The 22535-nt window shown below is 28.6% G+C and carries 28 protein-coding genes, 1 tRNA gene and 1 other RNA gene; 18 read left to right on the top strand and 12 right to left on the bottom strand.

All coding sequences use genetic code 11. The annotated features are described in order from the left end of the window. The first annotated feature begins 88 nt into the window (after nucleotides 1-88). Nucleotides 89-691 (top strand): SprT-like domain-containing protein, encoded by a 603-nt coding sequence (locus tag Q0731_RS11895; protein WP_299064380.1) that lies wholly within the window; start codon nucleotides 89-91, stop codon nucleotides 689-691. Between the two features lie 12 nt (nucleotides 692-703). On the opposite strand, the gene Q0731_RS11900 is transcribed toward Q0731_RS11895, so the two are convergent. The 5 genes from Q0731_RS11900 to Q0731_RS11920 all read right to left on the bottom strand — a co-directional run bounded on the left by Q0731_RS11900 (nucleotide 704) and on the right by Q0731_RS11920 (nucleotide 4518). After that, nucleotides 704-2167 carry a DUF389 domain-containing protein gene (locus tag Q0731_RS11900; RefSeq protein WP_299064382.1) on the bottom strand — a complete coding sequence of 488 codons (1464 nt, stop codon included), beginning with the start codon at nucleotides 2165-2167 and terminating at the stop codon, nucleotides 704-706. A gap of 61 nt (nucleotides 2168-2228) precedes the next feature. Then, nucleotides 2229-2729, bottom strand: a complete 501-nt coding sequence (locus Q0731_RS11905; RefSeq protein WP_299064384.1) for a CIA30 family protein — start codon at nucleotides 2727-2729, stop codon at nucleotides 2229-2231. 141 nt (nucleotides 2730-2870) lie between these two features. Beyond that, nucleotides 2871-2943 (bottom strand) — tRNA-Lys (locus Q0731_RS11910). A 62-nt stretch (nucleotides 2944-3005) separates the two neighbouring features. Then, nucleotides 3006-3773 (bottom strand): ATP-binding cassette domain-containing protein, encoded by a 768-nt coding sequence (locus Q0731_RS11915; RefSeq protein WP_299064386.1) that lies wholly within the window; start codon nucleotides 3771-3773, stop codon nucleotides 3006-3008. A gap of 4 nt (nucleotides 3774-3777) precedes the next feature. Further along, nucleotides 3778-4518 carry an ABC transporter permease gene (locus Q0731_RS11920; protein WP_299064388.1) on the bottom strand — a complete coding sequence of 247 codons (741 nt, stop codon included), beginning with the start codon at nucleotides 4516-4518 and terminating at the stop codon, nucleotides 3778-3780. Nucleotides 4519-4772: 254 nt separating this feature from the next. Between Q0731_RS11920 and Q0731_RS11925 the strand changes: the two genes are divergently transcribed. The 5 genes from Q0731_RS11925 to Q0731_RS11945 all read left to right on the top strand — a co-directional run bounded on the left by Q0731_RS11925 (nucleotide 4773) and on the right by Q0731_RS11945 (nucleotide 6136). Further along, nucleotides 4773-4931 (top strand): alkaline phosphatase family protein, encoded by a 159-nt coding sequence (locus Q0731_RS11925; RefSeq protein ID WP_299064390.1) that lies wholly within the window; start codon nucleotides 4773-4775, stop codon nucleotides 4929-4931. Between the two features lie 257 nt (nucleotides 4932-5188). Further along, nucleotides 5189-5368, top strand: coding sequence for a hypothetical protein (locus Q0731_RS11930; protein ID WP_299064392.1), 180 nt, complete (start codon nucleotides 5189-5191; stop codon nucleotides 5366-5368). Nucleotides 5369-5400: 32 nt separating this feature from the next. Next, nucleotides 5401-5685: an alkaline phosphatase family protein gene (locus tag Q0731_RS11935; protein ID WP_299064394.1), complete on the top strand. Its 285-nt coding sequence runs from the start codon at nucleotides 5401-5403 to the stop codon at nucleotides 5683-5685. Nucleotides 5686-5687: 2 nt separating this feature from the next. Next, nucleotides 5688-5996: a hypothetical protein gene (locus tag Q0731_RS11940; RefSeq protein WP_299064396.1), complete on the top strand. Its 309-nt coding sequence runs from the start codon at nucleotides 5688-5690 to the stop codon at nucleotides 5994-5996. Then, entirely contained in the window at nucleotides 5996-6136 is a 141-nt protein-coding gene (locus Q0731_RS11945; protein ID WP_299064398.1) for a hypothetical protein, read from the top strand. Before Q0731_RS11940 ends, Q0731_RS11945 begins: the two co-directional genes overlap by 1 nt. Before the next feature lie 30 nt (nucleotides 6137-6166). On the opposite strand, the gene Q0731_RS11950 is transcribed toward Q0731_RS11945, so the two are convergent. The 3 genes from Q0731_RS11950 to ctlX all read right to left on the bottom strand — a co-directional run bounded on the left by Q0731_RS11950 (nucleotide 6167) and on the right by ctlX (nucleotide 8845). Continuing rightward, entirely contained in the window at nucleotides 6167-6973 is an 807-nt protein-coding gene (locus Q0731_RS11950; protein ID WP_299064400.1) for a hypothetical protein, read from the bottom strand. A 9-nt stretch (nucleotides 6974-6982) separates the two neighbouring features. Beyond that, complete coding sequence (locus tag Q0731_RS11955) at nucleotides 6983-7183, bottom strand: hypothetical protein (protein WP_299064402.1); 201 nt, start codon at nucleotides 7181-7183, stop codon at nucleotides 6983-6985. Between the two features lie 726 nt (nucleotides 7184-7909). Continuing rightward, nucleotides 7910-8845 (bottom strand): citrulline utilization hydrolase CtlX, encoded by a 936-nt coding sequence (gene ctlX, locus Q0731_RS11960; protein WP_299064404.1) that lies wholly within the window; start codon nucleotides 8843-8845, stop codon nucleotides 7910-7912. A gap of 165 nt (nucleotides 8846-9010) precedes the next feature. Here ctlX and Q0731_RS11965 point away from each other — a divergent pair, with 165 nt between their 5' ends. The 8 genes from Q0731_RS11965 (at nucleotide 9011) to Q0731_RS12000 (ending at nucleotide 16352) form a co-directional block, all read left to right on the top strand. After that, nucleotides 9011-10021 (top strand): fasciclin domain-containing protein, encoded by a 1011-nt coding sequence (locus tag Q0731_RS11965; RefSeq protein WP_299064406.1) that lies wholly within the window; start codon nucleotides 9011-9013, stop codon nucleotides 10019-10021. Nucleotides 10022-10089: 68 nt separating this feature from the next. Continuing rightward, complete coding sequence (locus Q0731_RS11970) at nucleotides 10090-10758, top strand: M15 family metallopeptidase (protein ID WP_299064408.1); 669 nt, start codon at nucleotides 10090-10092, stop codon at nucleotides 10756-10758. A gap of 182 nt (nucleotides 10759-10940) precedes the next feature. Next, on the top strand, nucleotides 10941-11597 hold the full coding sequence (locus Q0731_RS11975; protein ID WP_299064410.1) for a hypothetical protein: 657 nt from the start codon (nucleotides 10941-10943) through the stop codon (nucleotides 11595-11597). A gap of 135 nt (nucleotides 11598-11732) precedes the next feature. After that, nucleotides 11733-12722, top strand: coding sequence for a pyruvate dehydrogenase (acetyl-transferring) E1 component subunit alpha (gene pdhA, locus Q0731_RS11980; RefSeq protein ID WP_299064412.1), 990 nt, complete (start codon nucleotides 11733-11735; stop codon nucleotides 12720-12722). Between the two features lie 3 nt (nucleotides 12723-12725). Continuing rightward, entirely contained in the window at nucleotides 12726-14345 is a 1620-nt protein-coding gene (locus tag Q0731_RS11985; RefSeq protein WP_299064414.1) for a pyruvate dehydrogenase complex dihydrolipoamide acetyltransferase, read from the top strand. Between the two features lie 79 nt (nucleotides 14346-14424). Next, nucleotides 14425-15270, top strand: coding sequence for a DUF2807 domain-containing protein (locus tag Q0731_RS11990; protein ID WP_299064416.1), 846 nt, complete (start codon nucleotides 14425-14427; stop codon nucleotides 15268-15270). Between the two features lie 148 nt (nucleotides 15271-15418). Beyond that, entirely contained in the window at nucleotides 15419-15580 is a 162-nt protein-coding gene (locus tag Q0731_RS11995; protein ID WP_299064418.1) for a hypothetical protein, read from the top strand. Continuing rightward, nucleotides 15570-16352 (top strand): SGNH/GDSL hydrolase family protein, encoded by a 783-nt coding sequence (locus Q0731_RS12000; RefSeq protein WP_299064420.1) that lies wholly within the window; start codon nucleotides 15570-15572, stop codon nucleotides 16350-16352. Before Q0731_RS11995 ends, Q0731_RS12000 begins: the two co-directional genes overlap by 11 nt. 107 nt (nucleotides 16353-16459) lie before the next feature. On the opposite strand, the gene Q0731_RS12005 is transcribed toward Q0731_RS12000, so the two are convergent. Then, complete coding sequence (locus Q0731_RS12005) at nucleotides 16460-16984, bottom strand: DUF4136 domain-containing protein (RefSeq protein ID WP_299064422.1); 525 nt, start codon at nucleotides 16982-16984, stop codon at nucleotides 16460-16462. A 15-nt stretch (nucleotides 16985-16999) separates the two neighbouring features. Continuing rightward, complete coding sequence (locus tag Q0731_RS12010; RefSeq protein WP_366915415.1) at nucleotides 17000-17971, bottom strand: M28 family peptidase; 972 nt, start codon at nucleotides 17969-17971, stop codon at nucleotides 17000-17002. A 164-nt stretch (nucleotides 17972-18135) separates the two neighbouring features. Here Q0731_RS12010 and kdsA point away from each other — a divergent pair, with 164 nt between their 5' ends. Then, nucleotides 18136-18954: a 3-deoxy-8-phosphooctulonate synthase gene (gene kdsA / locus Q0731_RS12015; protein WP_299064424.1), complete on the top strand. Its 819-nt coding sequence runs from the start codon at nucleotides 18136-18138 to the stop codon at nucleotides 18952-18954. A 189-nt stretch (nucleotides 18955-19143) separates the two neighbouring features. After that, nucleotides 19144-20097 (top strand): transglutaminase domain-containing protein, encoded by a 954-nt coding sequence (locus Q0731_RS12020; RefSeq protein WP_299064426.1) that lies wholly within the window; start codon nucleotides 19144-19146, stop codon nucleotides 20095-20097. On the opposite strand, the gene Q0731_RS12025 is transcribed toward Q0731_RS12020, so the two are convergent. Then, nucleotides 20098-20469, bottom strand: coding sequence for a DUF1801 domain-containing protein (locus Q0731_RS12025; RefSeq protein ID WP_299064428.1), 372 nt, complete (start codon nucleotides 20467-20469; stop codon nucleotides 20098-20100). 35 nt (nucleotides 20470-20504) lie between these two features. On the opposite strand from Q0731_RS12025, the gene Q0731_RS12030 reads away from it, so the two are divergent. Next, the gene (locus Q0731_RS12030; protein ID WP_299064430.1) at nucleotides 20505-21062 is read left to right on the top strand and encodes a hypothetical protein; all 558 of its coding nucleotides are present in this window, start codon (nucleotides 20505-20507) and stop codon (nucleotides 21060-21062) included. 58 nt (nucleotides 21063-21120) lie between these two features. Here the strand turns inward: Q0731_RS12030 and Q0731_RS12035 are convergent, their stop codons facing one another. Continuing rightward, nucleotides 21121-21342 carry a DUF3820 family protein gene (locus tag Q0731_RS12035; RefSeq protein WP_299064432.1) on the bottom strand — a complete coding sequence of 74 codons (222 nt, stop codon included), beginning with the start codon at nucleotides 21340-21342 and terminating at the stop codon, nucleotides 21121-21123. A gap of 257 nt (nucleotides 21343-21599) precedes the next feature. Between Q0731_RS12035 and ssrA the strand changes: the two genes are divergently transcribed. After that, nucleotides 21600-21993, top strand: a transfer-messenger RNA (tmRNA) gene (gene ssrA / locus Q0731_RS12040). Nucleotides 21994-22535: the final 542 nt, after the last annotated feature.

A 22535-nucleotide genomic window follows, 5' to 3' on the forward strand; every position in this document is an offset into this window, starting at 1 on the left:
GTAAGCAGTAAGCAGTAAGCAGTAAGCAGTAAGCAGTAAGCAGTAAGCAGTAAGCAGTAAGCAGTAAGCAGTAAGCAAAAATAAAAAATTGGATTTAGATTACCATAATTATGTTCCTTTAAAGGCAATTCCTTTTGTTCAATTTTTAATTGACAAGCACTCTTTTGACTTAAAAATTGTAAATCAACGGCAAACAAAACATGGAGATTTTAGACAATTGCCCAATGGACGATTTCAAATTACAGTAAATAACAACCTCAACAAATATCAATTTTTACTAACCTTAGTACATGAAATTGCTCATCATGTTACACATCAAAAATTTGGAAGGGTTCAACCTCATGGAAAAGAATGGAAAACTGTTTTTCAACATTTAATGTTGCCTTTTTTAAATCCTGAAATTTATCCAATACAAATGCTTCCTTATTTAGCAAATTACTTTAAAAACCCAAAGGCAAGTACAGATACTGATGTAAATTTATCTTTAGTATTAAGAGGAAATGTGGCTGAAAATGGAAAAAAATTCATCTTTGATATTCCTTTAGGTGGTTTTTTTGAATTTAAAAAAAACATCTATAAAAGAGGCAATAAAAGAAGAACTCGTTTTGAATGTTTAAATATGAGCAATAATAAAATTTATTTATTCAACCAAAACGTAGAAATTATAGAGCATAAAGCTGCTAGAAGATAAATTTTTTTTTTGTTACCTATTCCTTTTAATAAATAAGGTATCTAAGTTCATTTCTTTCTGCAACCAATTTCTTAAATCTCTCTCTTTTAACTTTACAATACTATCTTTTAATTTTAAATTCCATTTAACCATTACAGTAGGTATTGTATCAATATTAATAAAATCTTTAGAAGTCAATACTTTTGCAAAACCAATTTCTTGTATTTCGTTATACCTAATTTTAGACTCTTTAGAAATTCTACTAAAAGCGATCGCTTTTTCATTTTTAGAATGCGAATCTTGTTCAATTCTTGTATTTAAATCGGCTATCGTTTCTTTTAGTTCTTCTATCTCTTTCTGCAGTTTCGCAATTACATTTTTACTCTCTTCTAACTCTTTTCTTTTATCACTATATGCAGTTGTAATCAATTCAAAACTCTTAGTATCACTACCTCTAATTATTAATTTAAAGTCTTTAATTTTAGTATAATTGATATCATTTTTCAATTGATTTTTTAAAATATTCTCTTCTCCATCAGTTACTTCATTAAAAAAGTTCAAACTAATTTCTTTCGTTTCTGAATTATAAGAATTATCTATCAATTGAAAATTAGGAATTGCCTTTATTTCATTTTTAATAAAAATACTTACTTGATTTTTAATTTGACTTTCATCAAAAACATTGATAAAGGTAAAAATTGCAGGGATCATAACAGCTAACCCAACCAAAGTAGCAATAATTGCATATCGTTTTCTCTTTGCTGCATTAGCGTATTTATGCATCGGAAAATTCAGCATTTTAAGCACTATAAATGACGCTAAAGCGATAAAAATGGTGTTGATAATAAACAAATACATGGCGCCTAAAAAGAAATCGAAATTCCCTTTTGCCAATCCATAACCTGCAGTACAAAGTGGTGGCATTAATGCAGTAGCAATAGCAACACCAAAAATTACAGAAGCAACAGTTCCTTTTTTAGTTCTGGCAACCATTAAGGCTAAACCACCAAAAAAAGCAATTAAAACATCTCTAATATCTGGACTTGTACGTCCTAATAATTCTGATGTATCTTCACTTAAAGGAAAAAAATAAAAGAACATAAAAGAGGCAAATAAACTTAAGCCAATCATTGTTCCAAGGTTCTTTAAAGATTTCTTTAGAGTAGCAATATCATTTAAAGCAAAAGACATTCCCAACCCTAAAATAGGTCCCATTAAAGGAGATATTAGCATGGCACCAATAACCACAGCTGTAGAATCTGCATTTAACCCAATTGAGGCTACAAATACAGCAAAAATAAGAATCCAAGCAGTTGCTCCTTTAAAAGAAATATCAGCTTTTATAGCAGCTATAGTAGCTTCATGATCTGTGTCTTCTCTAAAATCTAAAAGTTCTTTTAAGTATTTTTTGATACTTGCTAGCAAACCTTTTGCATCTTCTTTTACTCCTTGTTTTGCCTGCTTAGAGGAATCTTCAAGTATGTTTTTTTCTTCCATAACCCTATTATACGATGTTGGAAAGATACAAAAAAAGTTAGTTGATACTACTTTTATAATTTTACTTAAGATAAATAATATCAATCTCTAGTTGAAAGTTTTGTGCTTTTTTATTTCCTATTAAAAATGCAATTTCTTCAATTGTATTTGCTGAAAAATTATTTAAATCTAACTTTCTACCTCTAAATGCTGGATACATTTCTTTTAAAGGAATTACAATTTCTTTCCATTTATTTACTTCTGTAGAAAAAGTATGTACATAAGAATGGGCATTTTTAATAGCATCTTTTACACGAAACTGATAGTTACTACCATCTCCTTTTACTTTTAGAACGATATATTTAGAGTCTTTAATATTTAATTCTTTAAAACGATATCTTAAAGAGGAAAAACCTCCATTATTTTCTAAAGACACATTTCCATAAAAAGAACCTTTGCCTTCTTCATTTAATTTAAAATTCCCTTGAGACCTACCTCCCATCACAACATCGTCTACAACACGCCAATTAGTAATATTTGAATTGGAATTAAAATCGAAAACAACAATTTTGGTATCGCTCATTATAAATACTGTAAAAATTAAAAGGTAAAACTTTATCATAATAATTATAAACTATTACCAAAAATAAGATTTGAAAAGTAAAAATTGTGTTGAAAATTTGTTAAATAAAAAAAGCTTCACAAAAATGTGAAGCTTTAAATGTGACCGGGCTGGGGCTCGAACCCAGGACCCTCTCCTTAAAAGGGAGATGCTCTACCAACTGAGCTACCAGGTCATTTATTTTCGCCTTAGCGGGTGCAAACATACATCTTGTTTTTAGTTTAAAAAAATTTTTTTTTACTTTTTTTCTGCTAAATATGCTTCTCTTACTTTTTTAAATAAATTAGATGAATACACAAAATCTACAACAGCTTCATTATCAGTTTTAAATATCTCTTCACTTGTCCCTTCCCATGCTTTTTTGCCGTCTTTCAAAAAAATTATTTTTTGTCCAATTTCCATTACAGAATTCATATCATGAGTATTAATTACTGTTGTAATTTTATATTCTTCTGTAATTTCTTGAATTAACTTATCAATTACAATGGCTGTTTGAGGATCTAAACCAGAATTTGGTTCATCACAAAATAAATATTTTGGATTCATAACAATAGCTCTTGCAATGGCAACTCTTTTTTGCATACCACCAGATAATTCTGCTGGTAATTTTTTATTTGAATTTGGTAAATTCACCCTATTTAAAACAAAATTTACACGTTCTAACATTTGGGCATTAGATTGGTTTGTAAACATTTTTAAAGGAAACATTACATTGTCTTCAACAGTCTGAGAATCGAATAAGGCACTTCCTTGAAAAACCATACCAATTTCTTGACGCCATTGTTGTTTTTCATTTTCTGTAAATTTTGTATTTACTCTTCCATCAAAAGAAATCGTTCCAGATTCTTGCGTATGCAAACCTATTAAAGACTTTATAAATACGGTTTTACCAGAACCACTTTGGCCAATTATTAAACTGGTTTTACCTGCATTAAAAGTAGCAGAAATTCCTTTTAACACTTTTACGTTTCCAAAGCCTTTGTGTAAATCCTTTACTTCTATCATATTTTTAAGTTAAAAGCATTTGAGTTAGAAAATAATTCGCAATTACAATTAAAATAGTTGTCCAAACTACAGCTTGTGTACTTGCTTTACCAACTGCAATAGAGCCTCCTTTTACATAATAACCATGATAAGATGGAACTGTTGCTATTAAAAAAGCAAAAATTAAAGTTTTAATAATAGCATAGACTAATAAAAACGGGTTAAAATCTGTTTGAATTCCTTCGATATAATCACCTCCAGAAAAAAGACCAGAGAGCACACCAGAAACCCAGCCTCCAAAAATACCTAAAAACATTCCTAAAGATATTAAAAAAGGATAAAAGAAAACAGTGGCTATAATTTTTGGTAGCACTAAATGGTTTAAAGAGTTGATACCCATAACTTCTAATGCATCAATTTGTTCTGTTACACGCATTGTACCAATGCTAGAAGTTATGTAAGACCCTACCTTCCCTGCCAAAATAATAGAACAAAAAGTAGGTGCAAATTCTAAAATTATAGAACGTTTTGCTGCAAAACCAATTAAAGAATCTGGTATAAAAGGGCTGTCTAAATTTAAAGCGGTTTGTAGGGCGATTACTCCACCAATGAAAAATGAAATAAACATAATAATTCCTAGAGATTTTAAACCTAAATCTTCAATTTCTTTTAGCAATGCTTCATAAAAGATTTTAAAACGTTGTGGTTTTTTAAAAACGCGTCCTAACATCATAAAATATTTACCAATATGCTCTAGGTAATTCATTTCATCTAATTTTGTGCTAAAGTATTAAAATATCATTAATTGATAGCCAAAATAAAGATATCAAAATTAAAAAATATTACTTTTGGTTTCAAGTATAAAAAAATTGTCATGAAATCTAAATTTCTTTTCTACTGTATTTGCTTTTTTGCTTTAATAAGTAGCACAAAAAAAGTTATGGGACAGACCAAAAAAACCTAAATTATTAGTTGGTATTGTAATAGATCTAACTCGATTTGCTTATAGATACACCAAAGATGGGATTTAATAGAATTTTGAATCATGGATTTTCATTAGAAAACGCTCACTTTAATCATATACCAACGTATACAGCTGTTGGCCACGCATCGATTTTTACTGGAACAACACCAAGTGAACAGGAATTATTTCTTACAATTGGTATCATAAATTTTTAAAAAAATCTATTTATTGTGTAGATGATGATGCTTACAAAACAATTGGTAATAATGAAAAAAATATTCAAAAATCACCGAAAGATTATACACAACTACAATTTAAGACAAATTACACCTTGCACAAAATATGAATGGAAAAACTATTGGTATTTCCATAAAAGATCGTTCTGCAATTTTATCTACTGGTCATAGTGCAAATGCTGCATACTGGTATGATGGAGGTAATTTTTAATATTTGGATTTCAAGTTCATATTATATGAGTAAACTTCCAAAATGGGTTATAGACTTAAATAAAAATAATAAAGCTGATGCTTATTTAAATACGGCTTGGAATACACTATATGACATTAAAAGTTACAAAAATAGTAGAACTGATAATAATGTTGTTGAAAAGACTTTAAAAGGACAAAAACACCTACTTTTCCTAAAGACTTAAAAAAGCTACGCTCTGAAAATGGGTATTTAAGTTTGATAAAAACAGTTAAGGCAGGAAATACTTTTACTACTGATTTTGCGAAAGCAACAATTAGTGAATTTATAGATTTTTTAACGGTTAGTTTTTCGTCAACAGATTACATTGGCCACAAATATGGTGTTTCAGCTATAGAGACAGAAGATACTTATTTACGTTTAGATAAAGATCTTGCCATTTTTTTTAAATTTTTAGACCAACAAGTAGGAAAAAATAATTATACCCTATTTTTAACTGCAGATCATGCATCTATTCACAACCCCAATTATCTTCAATTTTAAAAATGCCTGCTCATTACATAAATATTAATAAACTCAAAGAATTTATTATAAATATTTTAAAAAAGTATTTTATTGCTGATGATTTGATTGAAAATGTTTCTAATTACCAGATTTTTTTAAATAAAGAAAAAATAGCGGCATTAGGTTTAGACTTTAATTTAGTTGCTCAAAAATTAGCTGATGAAGTCATTAATTTTGATAAAATTTACAAAGCTGTTACTGCAAGAACTTTACAAACAAAACCATTTAACTCAGGAATTTTAAATTCGCTTCAAAAGGGTACAATCAAAAATTATCTGGCGATGTTTTAATGATTCCTGTGCCAGGCTACTTTAACAAGTATTCAAAAAGGTATAATATTACAGATATTGCATCAACAATTGCAAATTTGTTGAGTATTAAACCAGCAAATGGCACAAATGGAATTATTATTAATGAAGCTTTAAAGTAAAAAAGGCACTCAAATTGAGCACCTTTTTATTTAATTCTGAGTTTCTTTTGGAAACTCAATTTTTTCTAAAGCTTCTTTTTCTTTCTTAATTTTTTCTTTTTGATCTTTTATTTTCTTATCTAGTTCATTTAGTTTTTCATCTGCTTCACGAATAATATCGTCTTTTTCTTTTGCTTCTTTATCTGTAATTTTTTTATTTTTCTTAGCTTCTTCTAATCTTTTGTTTGCTTGTTTAACTTTTTCTCTTCCACGAATAAGAACATTTTCACTAGAACGCACATTTTCTTCTTGTACTTTTATTTTATTACGAGCTTCTTCAGAACGAATTTTCCCAAATTCTCGTCCATTTAAATTCCCCTTATCACGTCCGTAAGAATTCCCTTTAGATTCTTTATCCTCTTCTGATCTCTTATCATTCTTTTCTTTCTTAACTTTTTTTACATCTTTTTCATCGTCTTCAAAGTCATCATTACTATCGCCTTCGCTTCCATCTAATTCTTTATCCTTATCTTTCTTTCCTTTCTTGTCTTTCTTTCCTTCACTATCATTCTCTTCTATCTCGACTTCATTATTTTTACTACGCCCTTTAACATCTTCAATATCAGACAGATGTTTCTGTTTCTTTTTTTCTGCTTTTTCCTTTCCTTTGCCTTTTATTTTTTCAATTTCTTGATCTACATCTGTAGAATTTTCTTTTATTTTATTTTTACCTTTTTTTACCTTCTTATTTACTTTTTCTAAGCCTTTACCCTTTCCATTTCCTTGTGCTGCAACTTCTTGAGTAAAAATAAAAGATACAAAAGTTAATACTATAATTACAAATTTAAAATTCTTCATATTTATGGTTTAAATGTTATCTAATTTTTTTAAATCTAATTCAATATCTTTTATGGTGTTCTTTAGAGATTCTATATTTTTTATGACATCTGCTTCAATAGAATCAATTTTTTGAATATTATCTTCTATTTTTTTTTCTTCTTTTTTCTTTTTGTCTGTACAAGCCATCATAAAAACAAAAGCTGAAATTATACAAATTGTTTTTTTCATTATAAATTATTTTAAAGGTTGTTAATTGTTAGACTCACAATCAGTTAACAAGTCACAAATATATAATTAATCTGTTAAAATTATAACGTTTATTTTTTTTATAGATTTAATAGATACAAAAAACACCAACTAAAAATGAAATAATTGCACCAATCCAAGTTTCTGGAATAAAATTGATGAACAAAAAAATTATAGGTATCCGTGAAACAATATTGCAAATAATAAGGCTGTTAAATTTAATAAAATTTTATCTTAAGAACATTTTGCTTTACTCATAAAATAGCACAATAAAGTTTCATGTGCAGTGACTGCATTATATACTCTTAAAATTCCTTTTGAAAATCCATATTTAAAAACATACAAAAGTTTTCTTTTAGTAGCAAAACTCATAAAACCATAGTTGCATATATACCATCAAAAGGTTGGTTAAATTCTTTATTTTATTGTTTATAATATTTTACAATAATATATTTAGTAAATTCTTCTACCAAACCAACTATAATAAATGCTTTTACAAACTGTTTAAAAAAATTTATAGCATTAACTGATAACAACTTAGCTAGAAAACCAACTAAAATTACTATTATTAAAATACTAGCTTTTAAAATTTAAAAGAAAATTTTTAAAGAAAAAACACCGGATCTTTTTCAAGTCAATCTTTAAAATAAATATAAAATATAATTCTGGTTAAAGTTGCAACTGCTATTAAAAATTAAATTTATCGTTTTATTTTTTTGGCAAAAAAACTTCAGTCATTATACAACGAGCACTTCCTCCTCCAAACAATTCAATGGTATCTAAAGAACTCGAAATAATTTTACAATGTTGTTTTATTTGAGCTTTTTGCAATTTTGTTAAACTTTTAAATGCACTTTGACTCATTACTAAAAAACATTCATCATCCTTATCACGAACCTGTAACATATTTCCTGCAAAACTAGTTACTTGTTCTTCTGTAATCTCAATTATCTTTTTACCATCTTCTTTTAAATGTTTTTGAACATTTTTACGGTCTTTTTTATCATCAATAGAAGACAAACAAATAATAGCAAAACTTTCTGCAACACACATCATAACATTTGTATGGTATATTGCTTCTCTTTTTCCATTCACAGTATGTTTAGCCGTAAAAATAATTGGAGAGTATTCAAAATCTTCACAAAACTCGATAAACAACTCTTCATCAGACCTGCTAGATAGTGCACAATATGCTTTCTTATTTTTTCTATCTAAAACCATACTTCCAGTACCTTCTAAAAACACGCCATCTTCTTCTGCCGAAGTATAATCTACAATATCTTCAATTAAAAAACCTTCTTTTTCTATGGCTAATAAAATATCTTCTCTTCTTTCTAATCGCCTATTTTCTGCAAATAAAGCATACATTGCAATAGTACCATCAGCATGAAAAGAAATCCAATTATTGGCAAAAATAGCATCTGGTGTATCAAACTCATTGGTATCAGAAATAACAATTACCTCAACTCCAACATAACGTAATTCATCAACTAAAGCATCAAATTCTTTTTGAGCTTTTGCGTTTATTGTTGATGGAAGCAACGTTTTTAATCCTTTTTGATAAAAATTATTTATTAAAGTTTGTTCATTCATCCTAAAATTCATTGGACGAATCATTAAAATCATATTTGTAGTTTGAGTCATTTAAAAGAATTGTTTAAAACAAAACTAATTTTTTTTGATGAAAGAATAAGTTTTAAGAAATAAATAGTGAAGTTTGTTTATTATTTTTTGTAATTTATTTAACAAAAATAAATGTTTTAATTGTTTAATTTTGATAGACAACTAATTTAATCTAAACATATTATCATGAAAACAATTTCAAAATTTTTATTCCTTTTTACTTTAATACTCTCTTTTAACTCTTGTAGTGAAGATGATATTGTTGAAACTCTTGAAATCAAATCAGGCTCTATTGTAGATGTTGCTTCAAGCAATAATCAATTATCTACTTTGGTAGCAGCAGTAACTAGAGCAGACTTGGGCTCTGTTTTAACTAGCACTGGCCCCTTCACTGTTTTAGCCCCAACAAATCAAGCATTTACAGATTTCTTAGCAGACAACAATTTTGAATCTTTAAATGATGTACCTGTTGCATTACTTAGAGAAGTACTTTTAAACCATGTGATTGATGGTCGTTTAGAATCTACAGATTTAACTACTAGTTATGCAAATACAAATGCAACAAGTGATGCTTCTAACACACCAATGTCTATTTATATAAACACAAGCAATGGTGTAAAATTTAATGGAATCTCTACAGTTACAAGTGCAAATGTATCTGCCAATAATGGCATTGTACATATCGTTGACAAAGTTATTGGTTTGCCAACAGTTGTAACTTTTGCATTAGCAGACCCAAATTTCTCAACTTTAGTTGCAGCACTCACTAGAGAGGATTTAGATACTGATTTTGTAGAAATATTAAACAGACCTGCATCTAATGCAACAGCTCCTTACACAGTTTTTGGACCAACAAATACTGCTTTTACAAACTTTTTAACTGAATTAGAACTTGATGAATTATCAGACATTCCAAAAGAAACATTAGATACTACTTTAAGAACTCACGTTTTAACAGCAACAAATTCTTTAGATAGTGCTTTAAGTGATGGTTTAGAGTTAACAGCTTTTTCTAATCAAAAGCTAACTGCAAATGTTACTGGTGGAGCTACATTAACAGATCAAGCAGACAGAATTAGTAATATTACTGCTACAAATGTACAAGCCAATAATGGTGTAATTCATACTATTGATAAAGTTTTATCTGTTAGTAATGAAATAGTATTAGTTGAAGTTAAAGAACAAGTAAGTAAATAAACTTTAAGTATTTTTATTAAATACCTGTAAATTATTTTACAGGTATTTTTTTTGCTTATTTTTACAATATGAAAAGAATAATTTTACTCATTATTTTAAATTTCTCTCTTTTTTCTTTCGGACAAAATCTTCCTGAAGGATTTATCTATTTATCAGATATTGACAAAACCATTCAATTAGAATTACGTTACTTAAGCAATAACAATTTTATAGGAAAACAGATTGATGGCTATCACAAAAATTGCATTATTGTAACCAAACAATCTGCCAAATATTTACTCAAAGTACAGCAATCTCTCTTAAAAAAAGGATTGAGCTTAAAAATATTTGATGCCTACAGACCTCAGCAAGCAGTAGATCATTTTGTGCGTTGGGCAAAGGTTTTAAACGACACATTAATGAAAAAAGAATATTATCCAAACGTATCAAAATCTCAATTATTTAACAAAGGTTATATCGCTTCAAAATCTGGACATTCAAGAGGCAGTACTGTAGATTTAACAATTGTAAATACTAAAACAGGTAACGAATTAGATATGGGAAGTCCTTATGATTTTTTTGGAGAACAATCTCATCCATTTTATAAAAAATTAAGTAAGGTTCAAAAAGAAAATCGATTCTTTTTAAGAAAAATAATGATGGAAAATAATTTTAAACCTTATGAAAATGAATGGTGGCATTTTACACTTATAAAAGAACCTTTTCCTAACACCTATTTTAATTTTCCTGTAGAATAATAATTTTAAAAAAAAGGTGTGGTTCTTAATAGTAAATAGTAATTTAGATAAATGGACTTTTATAAAGTTCAATTAATTTTATGAACTTTTACACACACTAATTACATTTTAACATAATAGAAACAACTTCATTTAAAATCGGCATTATATTTGTAATATTAGCTCTGAAAAGTAAACTACAAATGAAATCAAAAATAAAATTTCTTTTTTTACCTCTTTTACTATTTTCAGTAGTTCAATTATCTGCTCAATTAGATAGTAATACAAACAATAAAGAAAAAGGCAAAGTAAAAGCGATTGTACTAAATAGTACTAAAGAAGTTAAAAAACCAACATCTATAAATCTTGATAGCAATCTAGGCTTTAAAGGTGCTTATAAAATTGAAGAAGAAAAAAATAAGAGAAAAGAAGCAGAAGAAGCTTTCAATAATAAAGGAATTTTAACAAGAGAGCAACTTAATAATCTACGAATAAAAGAAATGTATGGCAAACGTACTGTAGAAAAAGTAGATAGCTTTCAAGGAAACTTTTTAACACTTTCTAAAGCAGTTACTTTATCCTTTAGAGATTTTGGTGCAATTGATGGGGATATTATTGCAATCTATCATAATGATATTCTTGTTGTTGAAAAAGCAACGCTCAATCAACATTACAAATCTTTTGATATTAACTTAGACAAAGGAAATAATAAAATTGAAATTGTAGCATTAAATCAAGGTAGACTTGGTGCAAATACAGCACAATATAAATTAGTTGATAAAAATGGATCAAAAATAGCATCACAATACTGGTTTTTAGCTACAGGAGCTAAAGCAATTTTTAGTGTATCAAGAAATTAAAATCGATAAAAAAAATTAAAAACAAGATTCTTAGAATCTTGTTTTTTTATTCTACATAAAAAAGTTATTTTTGTAACGCTAAAGTGTTGTATTATTACAAATGCTTAAACGATTAAACAAACAATAACTCTAAGAATGAAAAAAATCACCAAACAAACCTATTTAGATTGGTACCAAAACATGCTTTTTTGGCGTAAATTTGAAGACAAACTTGCTTCTGTTTACATTCAACAAAAAGTAAGAGGTTTCTTGCATTTATACAATGGCCAAGAAGCTATTTTAGCTGGTGCATTGCATGCAATGGACTTGACTAAAGATAAAATGATTACTGCATACAGAAATCACGTGCAACCAATTGGTATGGGAGAAGATCCTAAAAAAGTGATGGCTGAATTGTACGGAAAATCTACCGGAACTTCTAAAGGAATGGGTGGTTCTATGCATATTTTCTCTAAAGAGTTTCGCTTTTATGGAGGTCATGGAATTGTTGGTGGTCAAATCCCTTTAGGAGCAGGTCTTGCTTTTGGAGATAAATACAATAATACTGGTGGTGTTACATTAACCTGTTTTGGTGATGGTGCTGCAAGACAAGGATCTTTGCATGAAGCCTTTAATTTAGCAATGTTATGGAAATTACCTGTAATTTTTATTTGTGAAAATAATGGATATGCAATGGGTACTTCTGTAGAAAGAACTGCAAACCATACAGATATTTGGAAACTAGGTTTAGGTTATGAAATGCCTTGTGGTCCTGTAGATGCTATGAACCCAATTAAAGTTGCAGAAGCAATAGATGAAGCTTTAGACAGAGCAAGACGTGGTGATGGACCAACTTTCTTAGAAATGAAAACCTACAGATATAGAGGTCACTCAATGTCTGATGCTCAACACTACAGAACAAAAGATGAAGTTGAAGAGTACAAAAAAGTAGATCCTATTACGCAAGTAAAAGACATTATCTTAGAAAAAGGATATGCTACAGCAGAAGAATTAGCTATTATAGATAAAGAGGTAAAAGCGAAAGTAAAAGAATGTGAGCAATTTGCAGAAGATTCTCCTTATCCAGAAACTCAACAGATGTATGATATGGTTTATGAACAAGAAGATTATCCTTTTATAAGTTAAGATATGGCTACAGTAATAAATATGCCCAGACTAAGTGACACCATGGAAGAAGGTGTTGTGGCAAAATGGTTAAAAAGTGTTGGAGATAAAATTGAAGAAGGTGATATTTTAGCCGAAATCGAAACTGATAAAGCAACAATGGAATTTGAGTCTTTCTATGAAGGAACTCTCTTATACATTGGTATTCAAGAAGGAGAAACCTCTCCTGTTGATGTTTTACTAGCCATTATTGGTGAAGAAGGTGAAGATATATCTGCTATTATTAGTGGAAGTTCTGATTCTCCAAAAGAAGAAACGGCTACTAAAGAAGTAAAAGAAGAAACAAGTACTAAAGAAACTGCTTCTGCTGATGCTGTAGCAATTCCTGAAGGAGTTCAGGTAATTACAATGCCTCGTTTAAGCGATACAATGACTGATGGAACTGTGGCAACATGGTTAAAAACAGTAGGTGATGAAGTTTCTGAAGGAGATATGCTTGCTGAAATTGAAACTGATAAAGCAACAATGGAATTTGAATGTTTCTATGAAGGAACTATTCTATACATTGGTGTACAAGAAGGTGAAACAGCACCTGTAGATAGTTTATTAACTATTATTGGTCCTGCTGGAACTGATGTTTCTGCATTGGTTGCCAATGGAGGAGCTACTACATCTGTAGAAAAAACAGCTAATACTTCTACTGATAAAAAAGAAGAAAGTAAACCTGCTGCTAAAACTGAAGCAGCAAAACCTGTTGCAACTACAAGTAACACTTCTAATGGTCGTATTTTTGCATCTCCATTAGCTAAAAAAATAGCTTCAGATAAAGGAATTAATTTAGCAGAAGTTGCTGGTTCTGGTGAAAACGGAAGAATCATTAAAAAAGATGTAGAAAATTACACACCTGCTGCTAAAGTAGAAACAAGTAATGCTACTACTGTTAATTCTATTGCTGCTGGTGTTGAAAATTCTGAAGAAGTTAAAAACTCTCAGATGCGTAAAGCAATTGCAAAATCTTTAGGAAACTCTAAGTTTTCTGCTCCAGATTTCAGTTTAAATATTGAAGTTGATATGGACAATGCAATGGCTTCTAGAAAAATAATCAATGCAATTCCTGATACAAAAGTATCTTTTAACGATATGGTTGTAAAAGCTTGTGCAATGGCATTGAAAAAACATCCACAAGTAAACACATCTTGGACTGAAACAAATACAGTATACCATAGTCATATTCATGTTGGTGTTGCTGTTGCTGTAGATGATGGTTTATTAGTACCTGTTATTAAGCATACAGACCAATTAAGTTTAACTCAAATTGGAGCAGGTGTTAGAGATTTAGCTGGTAAGGCAAGAAATAAAAAATTAGCTCCTGCAGAAATGCAAGGAAGTACTTTTACAGTTTCTAACTTAGGTATGTTTGGTATCCAAAATTTTAATTCTATAATCAATCAACCAAATTCTGCAATTTTATCTGTAGGTGCAATTGTTCAAAAACCTGTTGTTAAAAACGGACAAATTGTGGTTGGAAATACAATGAATTTAACTTTAACTTGTGACCATAGAACTGTAGATGGTGCTGTGGGTGCTCAGTTTTTACAAACATTAAAAACATTCATTGAAAACCCAGTTACAATGATAGCATAATTGTTTTTTTTAATATTATACCAAAAACCATTTCATTTATTGAAATGGTTTTTGTATTTTAAACAACTAAAACATCATTATGAAAATTAAAATCATATTACTTTTATTACTATTTAGTTTTATCAATACAACCAATAGTCAAGAAAAAATTAAAGGAAATAAAAATGTAACAAGGGTTAAAACAGACTTAAATCTGTTTAGAAAGATTGTTATAAATAATGATTTTAAAATAAAATTAATAAAATCAGAAAATTCATTTGTTGAGATTGAAACAGACGAAAATATTCATGAGGTTATTGATATAGATGTTGTAGATGCTACACTTACTATTTCTACTGAGCTAAACATAAAAGCAAAACGCTTAAACATAACCATATATTATAAGGAATCTCTACAAGAAATAATATTAAACGATGATGCTGAATTAGAATCTTTAGCCCCTATAACAACTGCTTCTCTTTTACTTCAAATAAATGATTATTCAATAGCAGAATTAATTATAAAAGCAGATGAATTTAATCTTATTAATAATAACAAATCTAGATTTCAACTAAAATCTAAATCTGATTTGCAGGTTACCAGTAAAAAAGCAAACTTACTTTTAAACGAATCTAGTAACACAAAATTAGACATTAATGTAGATAGCCTAAGTACCAAAATGATGAAAAATGCAATTTTAGATATTAAAGGCACAGCTGCTTCTCTAAAAGCATTTACTGCTGAATCTGCCAACTTAAAAGGCGAAGCGTTAAAAGTTGACAATTGTTTTACAAGCTCTAGAGATAGTGCTGTTTTTATCATACAAGCTTCTAGTGAAATAGTTATAGACGCATCTGAAAAAAGTAGAACAGAAATATATGGAGATCCTAAAATTATTATAGATAAACTTACAGGAACCTCTAGGCTGTTTAAAAAAGAGCTTTAATTTTTTCTAATTATGGAACAAAACTAACTTATAGTTATAACCTTTAAACAAAAATTAAAAAAACACACAAGATATCTCTCTTAGTTTTTATTTTTATAGACTACTTTACTGTATAAAGTAGTAATTGTTCAAAAAAAATGACACTAAAATGCCTAAAAAAGGAAAAGCCAAAAACACACTTAATAAAGCGAAGCATACTAAGTTGATGAATCGAAAAATTAACAAAGTAAAATTAGAAAAACAGCTTCAAAAAGAGCGTTTGAAAGCAATTATTAGAAAGGCAAATGAACAAAAAGAGAATGAACAATAAACTAAAATATATTTTAGGTTGTATTATTTCTGTACCTCTATTACCTCTGCTCTATTTTCAAGGAAAAAACATTAGAAAAAAAGTACCTAAACTACCAGAAGCAAAAGAACCTAAAGGGTTGGTAAATGGCAATTTTAATACAACTTTAAACATATTATGTATTGGAGAAAGTACAATTGCAGGAGTTGGGGTAGATTTTCATAAAAACGGATTTACAGGTGCTTTAGCAAATGTAGTTTCTAAAAAACTTAAAAATAATATCAATTGGCGTGTTTATGCAAGAAGTGGTTATACTGTAAAACAAGTTTGCAACAAAATTATTCCGAAAATTGAAGAATCTACTACAGATATTATTGTTATTGGAATGGGAGGAAATGATGCTTTTACGCTAAATTCTCCTAAAAAATGGATTGCAGATATTAAAACTCTTGTTGAATTATTACAAAATAAGTTCACAGAAACCTCAATTTTTTTCACAAATATGCCACCAATAAAAGAGTTTCCTGCATTTACAAAAACTATAAAATTTGTAATTGGTAATTTGGTTGAAATATTAGGCAACGAATTACATCGTTTTACTAAAAACAAAAAAAATGTTTTTTATTACAAAGAAGTTATTACACTAAAAAATTGGAGTAAAAAACATCATTTACCAAATAATAATTCCAAAATATATTTTAGTGATGGCGTTCATCCTTCTAAATTAACCTATCATATTTGGGGAGAAGAAATGGCGAATTTTATCACACATAAATTAAGTTCTAAAACTTAAATTCTTAAAACATACAATAAAATTTATTATTGCAACACATAATTCTTGTTAAAACTTTGCATATAAACTAAAAAATAAAGTTCCTAACTATTAACAAAAGTGGTACGTTATTTATTTTTTGGAGGATAATTTTTTAATATTTCTGCAACTACTTTTTGAATATAGAACTCACGTTCTTCTGGTGTTCTTTTCTCTTTTATTGTAGAATTTAACGAACCTTCCCAAAAAAGAGAATTAGATTTAGCTTCAATAAATTTAATAATTAAGTTTTCGTTTATTTTTTTACCTCCAATTGGTATGCCTCCAGATATACCAAAACCACCATTTATACCACCACTTCCTAAACCAATACCAAGGGTATTATTATTTTGAGCCACTGAATTTTCTGTATTAAAATAGATAAAAAAATCAGGAGTACTACTTTGCAAAAAACCAGCTGTTTCTAGATTTTGATCAATAGAAGCTTCAACTCTTTTTACATCAAACTCATTTAAATTTTCTCCATTATCTTCATAAAATTCAAACGTTTTAAATTTAGCAAAAACAGTATTTTCATCATAATCTGTAATTACTTTTGATGTTGAGCAACTCATCAAAAAAAATAATACTACATACTTTATATTTTTTACCATCACTTTATATTTTTTTTATTTTAGCACAATCCTTGTTGGAGTATCTTTACCATTAATTATACTTTCAGTTCCTTTTGCAATTGCTTTAATAGTTTCTGTAATTACTGCAACATCAAGTGTTTCTGCTTCATCAGAAACTTTATGATAATTTTTATCAACATCAATAGCAGTTGTAGAAAATGTATGAGAAGGAACGCCTAACTTTGCTAACGATGCATTATCTGATCTAAAAAATAAATTAAAATTTGTATATGGATCAGCATGTAAAGTATACCCAGAACCTTTTAAATTGTTTTGAACAATCGTTCCAAAATTTGACCGTTCAAAACCAGTTAACCATGCAGTTTTAGGTCCAAAACTTGGTTCTTTCCCAATCATTTCTAAATTAATCCCTGCAACAAATTGATTGGCATCAATGCCTTTGCCAAAATGTGTAGAACCCAATAAACCCATTTCTTCTGCTGTAAAAGCTACAAAAAGAATGGTTCTTTCATTATTTCCTTTCAGTTTAAAATATTCTGCCAAGGCTAAAACACCTGTAACTCCAGATGCATTATCATTTGCACCATTGTAAATACTATCTAATTGCCCTTCTATTTTTCTGACTCCTAAATGGTCATAATGAGCAGAAATAACAACATACTCGTCTTTTTTAGTTGTACCCTCTAAAACGCCAATAATATTACTGCTAGTTAATTCTTTATTGGTTTTATAATCTGTAAACGTAAAAGTTTGTCTAAAATTATCTAGAGTATCATAAGTAGTTAAACCTATATTTTTAAACTCATTTTCTATATATTTCGCTGCTTTTTCAATACCTGGTGTTCCTGTTTTTCTACCTTTCATCTCATCATCAGCCAAAGTATATAAATGCTTTTTTACAGAAAGTGAATCTATTGTTATTTCTTTTTCAACTTTTTTTTCTTGAATCTTTTTACAAGAAACTGCCAGCATTAAAAGCAAACATAACAAAGTTAATTTCTTCATTTTTAAATTGATTTTTAAAACATAAATATAATTAATTTAATTGATTATTCTTATAACATAACAGATTCTTAAGAGATATAACTGTACTATAAAATTATTGTAAACTCTAAAAAGAAGCTATTTAAAACCTTATTATTTTTGTATGTTTGATAAAAATTTTAAGAATGATAATATCCGAAATTCCAAATATAAAACATACCAACACCAACAACTTTTTTTTATTATCTGGACCTTGTGCTATTGAAAGTGAAGCAATGGCGTTAAGAATTGCAGAAAAAGTAGTTACAATTACCGATAAATTAGAAATTCCGTATATTTTTAAAGGAAGTTTTAAAAAAGCAAACAGAAGTAGAATTGATAGTTTTACAGGTATTGGAGATGAAAAAGCACTCAAAATTTTACGCAAAGTTTCAGAAACTTTTAATGTACCAACTGTTACAGATATTCATGAAGTTTCTGATGCTATAAAAGCTGCTGAATATGTAGATGTTTTACAAATTCCTGCTTTTTTAGTACGTCAAACAGATTTAGTGGTGGCTGCTGCAAAAACAGGTAAAGTTGTCAACTTAAAAAAAGGACAATTTATGAGTCCTGCTGCCATGAAACATGCTGTACAAAAAGTAAAAGATGCAGGTTCAGAAAAAGCATGGATTACAGATAGAGGCACCATGTTTGGCTACCAAGACATGATTGTAGATTTTAGAGGAATACCAGAAATGAGAAAATTTGCACCTACAGTTTTAGATGTTACCCACTCTTTACAACAACCAAATCAAGAAGCAGGTGTAACAGGTGGCAGACCAGACATGATTGAAACCATTGCCAGAGCAGGAATTGTAAATAATGTAGATGGTTTGTTTATAGAAACTCATTTTGACCCTGCAAATGCAAAAAGTGATGGAGCTAACATGCTACATTTAAACAATTTAGAAAGTTTGCTCAGTAATTTGGTTGCGATTAGAAAAACTGTAAATAACTTATAAATTTTTATTTTGGGCGTTTAAACGGGCTTTCCATTGTATCTTTTTTCTGAAAAAGAAAAAAGGATGCCATTGCAATCCCTAACGCACTCAGTTAATCTCAAAAAAAAATCTTATTAAAAAAACAATTGTTTATTATCAAAAAAAATAAAGGCACAATTTTTGTCATCTAAAGTTGTTAAACAAAGTATGATGAAACAAGTTTTATTTTTCTTTATTTTATGTTCAATTACACTACAAAGTCAAAACTTTAATAAAGTTGATAATTTGGTATCTCAATATCCCAAATTTACTAAAATTGAAGATTTAACAAACCAAATTGAAAAAGATTTTACATCTGATGAAAATAAAGCTAGAGCAGCTTTTTATTGGTTGGCTAAAAACATCCGTTACAACTTAAAAGAATATTACAATCCAAAACAAAGAAGTTATCAATTTAAATATTCTTCAGAAGAAGAAAAAATAAGCAAACTACAAGCTATTAAAGACAAATTAGTCTCAACAACCTTTAAAACTAAAACAGGTGTTTGTGAAGAATATGCACAATCTTTTAAAAAAATATGTGATTTATTAGGTTTAGAAGCTGCAGTAATTTCTGGCTATGTTAGAAATAGCCCAAAAGAAATAGGACGACCTAAAAAATACTCAAACCATGCTTGGAATGCAGTAAAACTAAATAATAAGTGGCTTATTTTAGATGCAACTTGGGCAGCAGGTCATTTAATTAATGGCAAATGGATTCGTAAATTTAATAACTACTTTTACAACATGCCAAAAGATAAAATTTTTAAAACCCATTATCCAGAAGATAGTCTTTGGGTATTACGTTTTGGTAGCATCAGCAAAGAAGAGTTTTACAACCAACCAATATATGATGCCTCTCTTTTAAGTTCTAAAGCTGAATTACTGACTTCAACAACCGGTATTTTAAAAGTAAATGCATCAAAAGAAATTATATTGAAATTTAAAAATTTAGAAAACAGTTCTTTAATTAGATATGCTTTTAGAGGAGATCGTTATTCAACAAAACCAACAATCAGTTTCGCTGAAAACACTTATACATTAACCATTAAAAATGCCAAACAAAATTCTTTTTTAACTTTATATCTAGATCAATCTGCCATTCTTCAATTTCAAACAAATTAATTAGTTTCTTTTATAAAAACCTTTGTCTTTTAGTTGATGAGCCTCTTGTAAAACAGATAATAGAACCTCTTCATTTATGGCATCAATTGTAGTGTAACGTAAAGATTTTATCACTTTTCTGTTGTCTGAAATCAACAATTCATTGTAATTTTTTAAATGTGCAGAAACCCAAAAACCAACATCTACATAGCCTTTCTTTTTTGAAGGATTCAAATAACAAAAAGGTTTATCTTCTAAATAATAAAAAGGCATTTTCCATTTAAACTCTAAAACTACTTTTGGAAATGAATTTTCAATCAAAATTTGTAAATGCAATAAAATTGATTTAAAAGGTTCTGGTTGCTCTAAAATATATGCTTCTGCAGGTTTCATTTTTGTATATTAGCATTTGTTAAAAATACAACTTAATGGACAATAATTCTAAAATTAATTTTTCTTTAAAGGGTTTTACAAGTATATTAATTGGAGGTTATTTTTTTATTGCAGGCTATTTAATTGAAACCATTTTAAAAGGTTTTTTAATTGATGATCATGCTTTAGCAATGTTTTCTGCAGAAATTATAGAATATGTTGTATTAGGAATTGCTTTTTTAGTTTTTCAATTTTCTTCTTTAGCCATCTACTTTAGCGGTAAAAGAAACGCAACAAAACTAGAAATTACACTTTGGAATGCCCCAACTAAAAATGCTGTTAAAAAATACTTTCTTGGAGTTTTAGTTATTTTTTCTTCATTAATTATTTTAATGAATCTAGGTTTTATAGACTACATCACTCCTACTTTTTTAATTTTATATGGATTTTTATTGTTTGTGTTTAAAAATGAAGCAAGAAAAAATTTACTTGTTTTAAGTGGTTTGAGTCTTCTTTTGGCTCTTATGTGCTTTTTAATACCTACTTATTGGGCTTCTTCCCTATCTATTTTAGGCATTGCTCATATTACTTATGGGTTTGTTGTTAAAGAATAATTGTTGTAATTTATTAAAAGTCATTTTTTTTAATAAAACTGAAATCAACACATTTATATTAATAATCTCGCTGTATTTTTCTAACAATATCTTCTAAACCATTTAATTGAAGTTCATAGACCAATTCCATTTGTTTGCCTAATTTTCCATTAGGAAAACCTTTGTTTTTGTACCAAACAATATAATGTTCTGGCAAGTCTATTAAAAACCTGCCTTTAAATTTACCAAATGGCATTTTCATTTTGGCTAAATCTATTAGAAACTGTTTGTCTTGAAGCATTATTTATGTTTATGGTATAATATTTGTTCGAAGATATTAGAATTTATAATGATAAGCAAGGGTATTTTTTATACTTTTGCAAACTGCGTTAAGGATTGAAGTGGCATCCTTTTTAACTTTTTTGTTAAAAAGATATAACTGAAAGCCTGACCAAGCTTTTTTGCTTGGTAACGCCCAAATTAAAATCTACTGAAAAGTTTCTGAAACAAGTTTAGAATTAATTCAATTACGCAAATTAAAATTTGCTATTTCATTAAGGGGACGACTGGTTTTGACAGCAAGGACAGTGAATTTGTAAGCATACCGAGTTATGAAATAACACTCGTAAAACCTAATTTCAACTTTTTAAACGGCGAGAATAACTACGCTTTAGCTGCATAATTCGAATCATAGTAGAATTTGCCTAGGCACACAAGGTGTGCAAGCTTTATGTCCACGAAAAGCCTTGATTTACGGCGTTTCACTTTTGGATATCGTAAAAGTAAATATAGAAAACCTGAAACTTTGGCAGGTTTTTGAAACTAAAGAAGTTAAGCTAAAAGCAGATTGTTCTTAATCAGCTTTTGGTCGAAAACCAAGAAAGAACTATGTATGTAGAAAGCTTTTTGGCTGCTTGTTTGGACCCGAGTTCGATTCTCGGCGTCTCCACTTTTAACCCTGTAAAATATTGTTTTACAGGGTTTTTTTACTTCATTTATACCATAGAACTTTTAAAAGTTGTAACTATTTATTAGAACTCAATCAAATTCGTCTTTTTTTTAGTAAAAATTACAAGGGGTCTGTTAATATTACAAGGAGTCAGTAATATCACAAGGAGTCTGTTAATATTGCAAGGGACTGAAGTCCCTTGGGTATTTTTGATGTTTCTTTTTAAAAGGCATCATTTTCTTGTAAACAATTTGTCCAATTTTTGTAGAATTTATCTTTTACTTTATGGGTATATTCTAATTCTAAAAACTCGGAAACTTTATTATTTACTTCTGTATGTATATAAAGTGGATAAAATAGAAACAAACTTTTATACTTATTTTTTAAATTGATAAAAGCTTCTGAAAAAGTGCTAGATTTTTTGGGAGCTTCTGTTTTTACAGTTATTTTTCATGTAAATATGCAGTAGAAATATTTTTTGGGGTTTTTATATTTGTTATTGCTTCTAAATAAGTTCCCATAAATTAACTGTTTTAAACTATCGC

Source organism: uncultured Polaribacter sp. (genome assembly GCF_947497695.1).
Taxonomy (GTDB): Bacteria; Bacteroidota; Bacteroidia; order Flavobacteriales; family Flavobacteriaceae; genus Polaribacter.

Bases quoted from the DNA above. Each gene is read 5' to 3' on its own strand.
- Q0731_RS11945 (WP_299064398.1), top strand. From the start codon at position 5,996: ATGATTCCTGTGCCAGGCTACTTTAACAAGTATTCAAAAAGGTATAAT.
- pdhA (WP_299064412.1), top strand. From the start codon at position 11,733: ATGAAAAAAATCACCAAACAAACCTATTTAGATTGGTACCAAAACATG.
- Q0731_RS11950 (WP_299064400.1), bottom strand. From the start codon at position 6,973: ATGAAGAATTTTAAATTTGTAATTATAGTATTAACTTTTGTATCTTTT.
- Q0731_RS11970 (WP_299064408.1), top strand. From the start codon at position 10,090: ATGAAAAGAATAATTTTACTCATTATTTTAAATTTCTCTCTTTTTTCT.
- Q0731_RS11985 (WP_299064414.1), top strand. From the start codon at position 12,726: ATGGCTACAGTAATAAATATGCCCAGACTAAGTGACACCATGGAAGAA.
- Q0731_RS12030 (WP_299064430.1), top strand. From the start codon at position 20,505: ATGGACAATAATTCTAAAATTAATTTTTCTTTAAAGGGTTTTACAAGT.
- kdsA (WP_299064424.1), top strand. From the start codon at position 18,136: ATGATAATATCCGAAATTCCAAATATAAAACATACCAACACCAACAAC.
- Q0731_RS11925 (WP_299064390.1), top strand. From the start codon at position 4,773: ATGGGATTTAATAGAATTTTGAATCATGGATTTTCATTAGAAAACGCT.
- Q0731_RS12005 (WP_299064422.1), bottom strand. From the start codon at position 16,984: ATGGTAAAAAATATAAAGTATGTAGTATTATTTTTTTTGATGAGTTGC.
- Q0731_RS12000 (WP_299064420.1), top strand. From the start codon at position 15,570: ATGAACAATAAACTAAAATATATTTTAGGTTGTATTATTTCTGTACCT.
- Q0731_RS11915 (WP_299064386.1), bottom strand. From the start codon at position 3,773: ATGATAGAAGTAAAGGATTTACACAAAGGCTTTGGAAACGTAAAAGTG.
- Q0731_RS11965 (WP_299064406.1), top strand. From the start codon at position 9,011: ATGAAAACAATTTCAAAATTTTTATTCCTTTTTACTTTAATACTCTCT.
- Q0731_RS11990 (WP_299064416.1), top strand. From the start codon at position 14,425: ATGAAAATTAAAATCATATTACTTTTATTACTATTTAGTTTTATCAAT.
- Q0731_RS11930 (WP_299064392.1), top strand. From the start codon at position 5,189: ATGAGTAAACTTCCAAAATGGGTTATAGACTTAAATAAAAATAATAAA.
- Q0731_RS12035 (WP_299064432.1), bottom strand. From the start codon at position 21,342: ATGCTTCAAGACAAACAGTTTCTAATAGATTTAGCCAAAATGAAAATG.
- Q0731_RS11940 (WP_299064396.1), top strand. From the start codon at position 5,688: ATGCCTGCTCATTACATAAATATTAATAAACTCAAAGAATTTATTATA.
- Q0731_RS11905 (WP_299064384.1), bottom strand. From the start codon at position 2,729: ATGAGCGATACCAAAATTGTTGTTTTCGATTTTAATTCCAATTCAAAT.
- Q0731_RS12010 (WP_366915415.1), bottom strand. From the start codon at position 17,971: ATGAAGAAATTAACTTTGTTATGTTTGCTTTTAATGCTGGCAGTTTCT.
- Q0731_RS11995 (WP_299064418.1), top strand. From the start codon at position 15,419: ATGCCTAAAAAAGGAAAAGCCAAAAACACACTTAATAAAGCGAAGCAT.
- Q0731_RS11975 (WP_299064410.1), top strand. From the start codon at position 10,941: ATGAAATCAAAAATAAAATTTCTTTTTTTACCTCTTTTACTATTTTCA.
- Q0731_RS11955 (WP_299064402.1), bottom strand. From the start codon at position 7,183: ATGAAAAAAACAATTTGTATAATTTCAGCTTTTGTTTTTATGATGGCT.
- ctlX (WP_299064404.1), bottom strand. From the start codon at position 8,845: ATGACTCAAACTACAAATATGATTTTAATGATTCGTCCAATGAATTTT.
- Q0731_RS12020 (WP_299064426.1), top strand. From the start codon at position 19,144: ATGAAACAAGTTTTATTTTTCTTTATTTTATGTTCAATTACACTACAA.
- Q0731_RS11900 (WP_299064382.1), bottom strand. From the start codon at position 2,167: ATGGAAGAAAAAAACATACTTGAAGATTCCTCTAAGCAGGCAAAACAA.
- Q0731_RS12025 (WP_299064428.1), bottom strand. From the start codon at position 20,469: ATGAAACCTGCAGAAGCATATATTTTAGAGCAACCAGAACCTTTTAAA.
- Q0731_RS11920 (WP_299064388.1), bottom strand. From the start codon at position 4,518: ATGAATTACCTAGAGCATATTGGTAAATATTTTATGATGTTAGGACGC.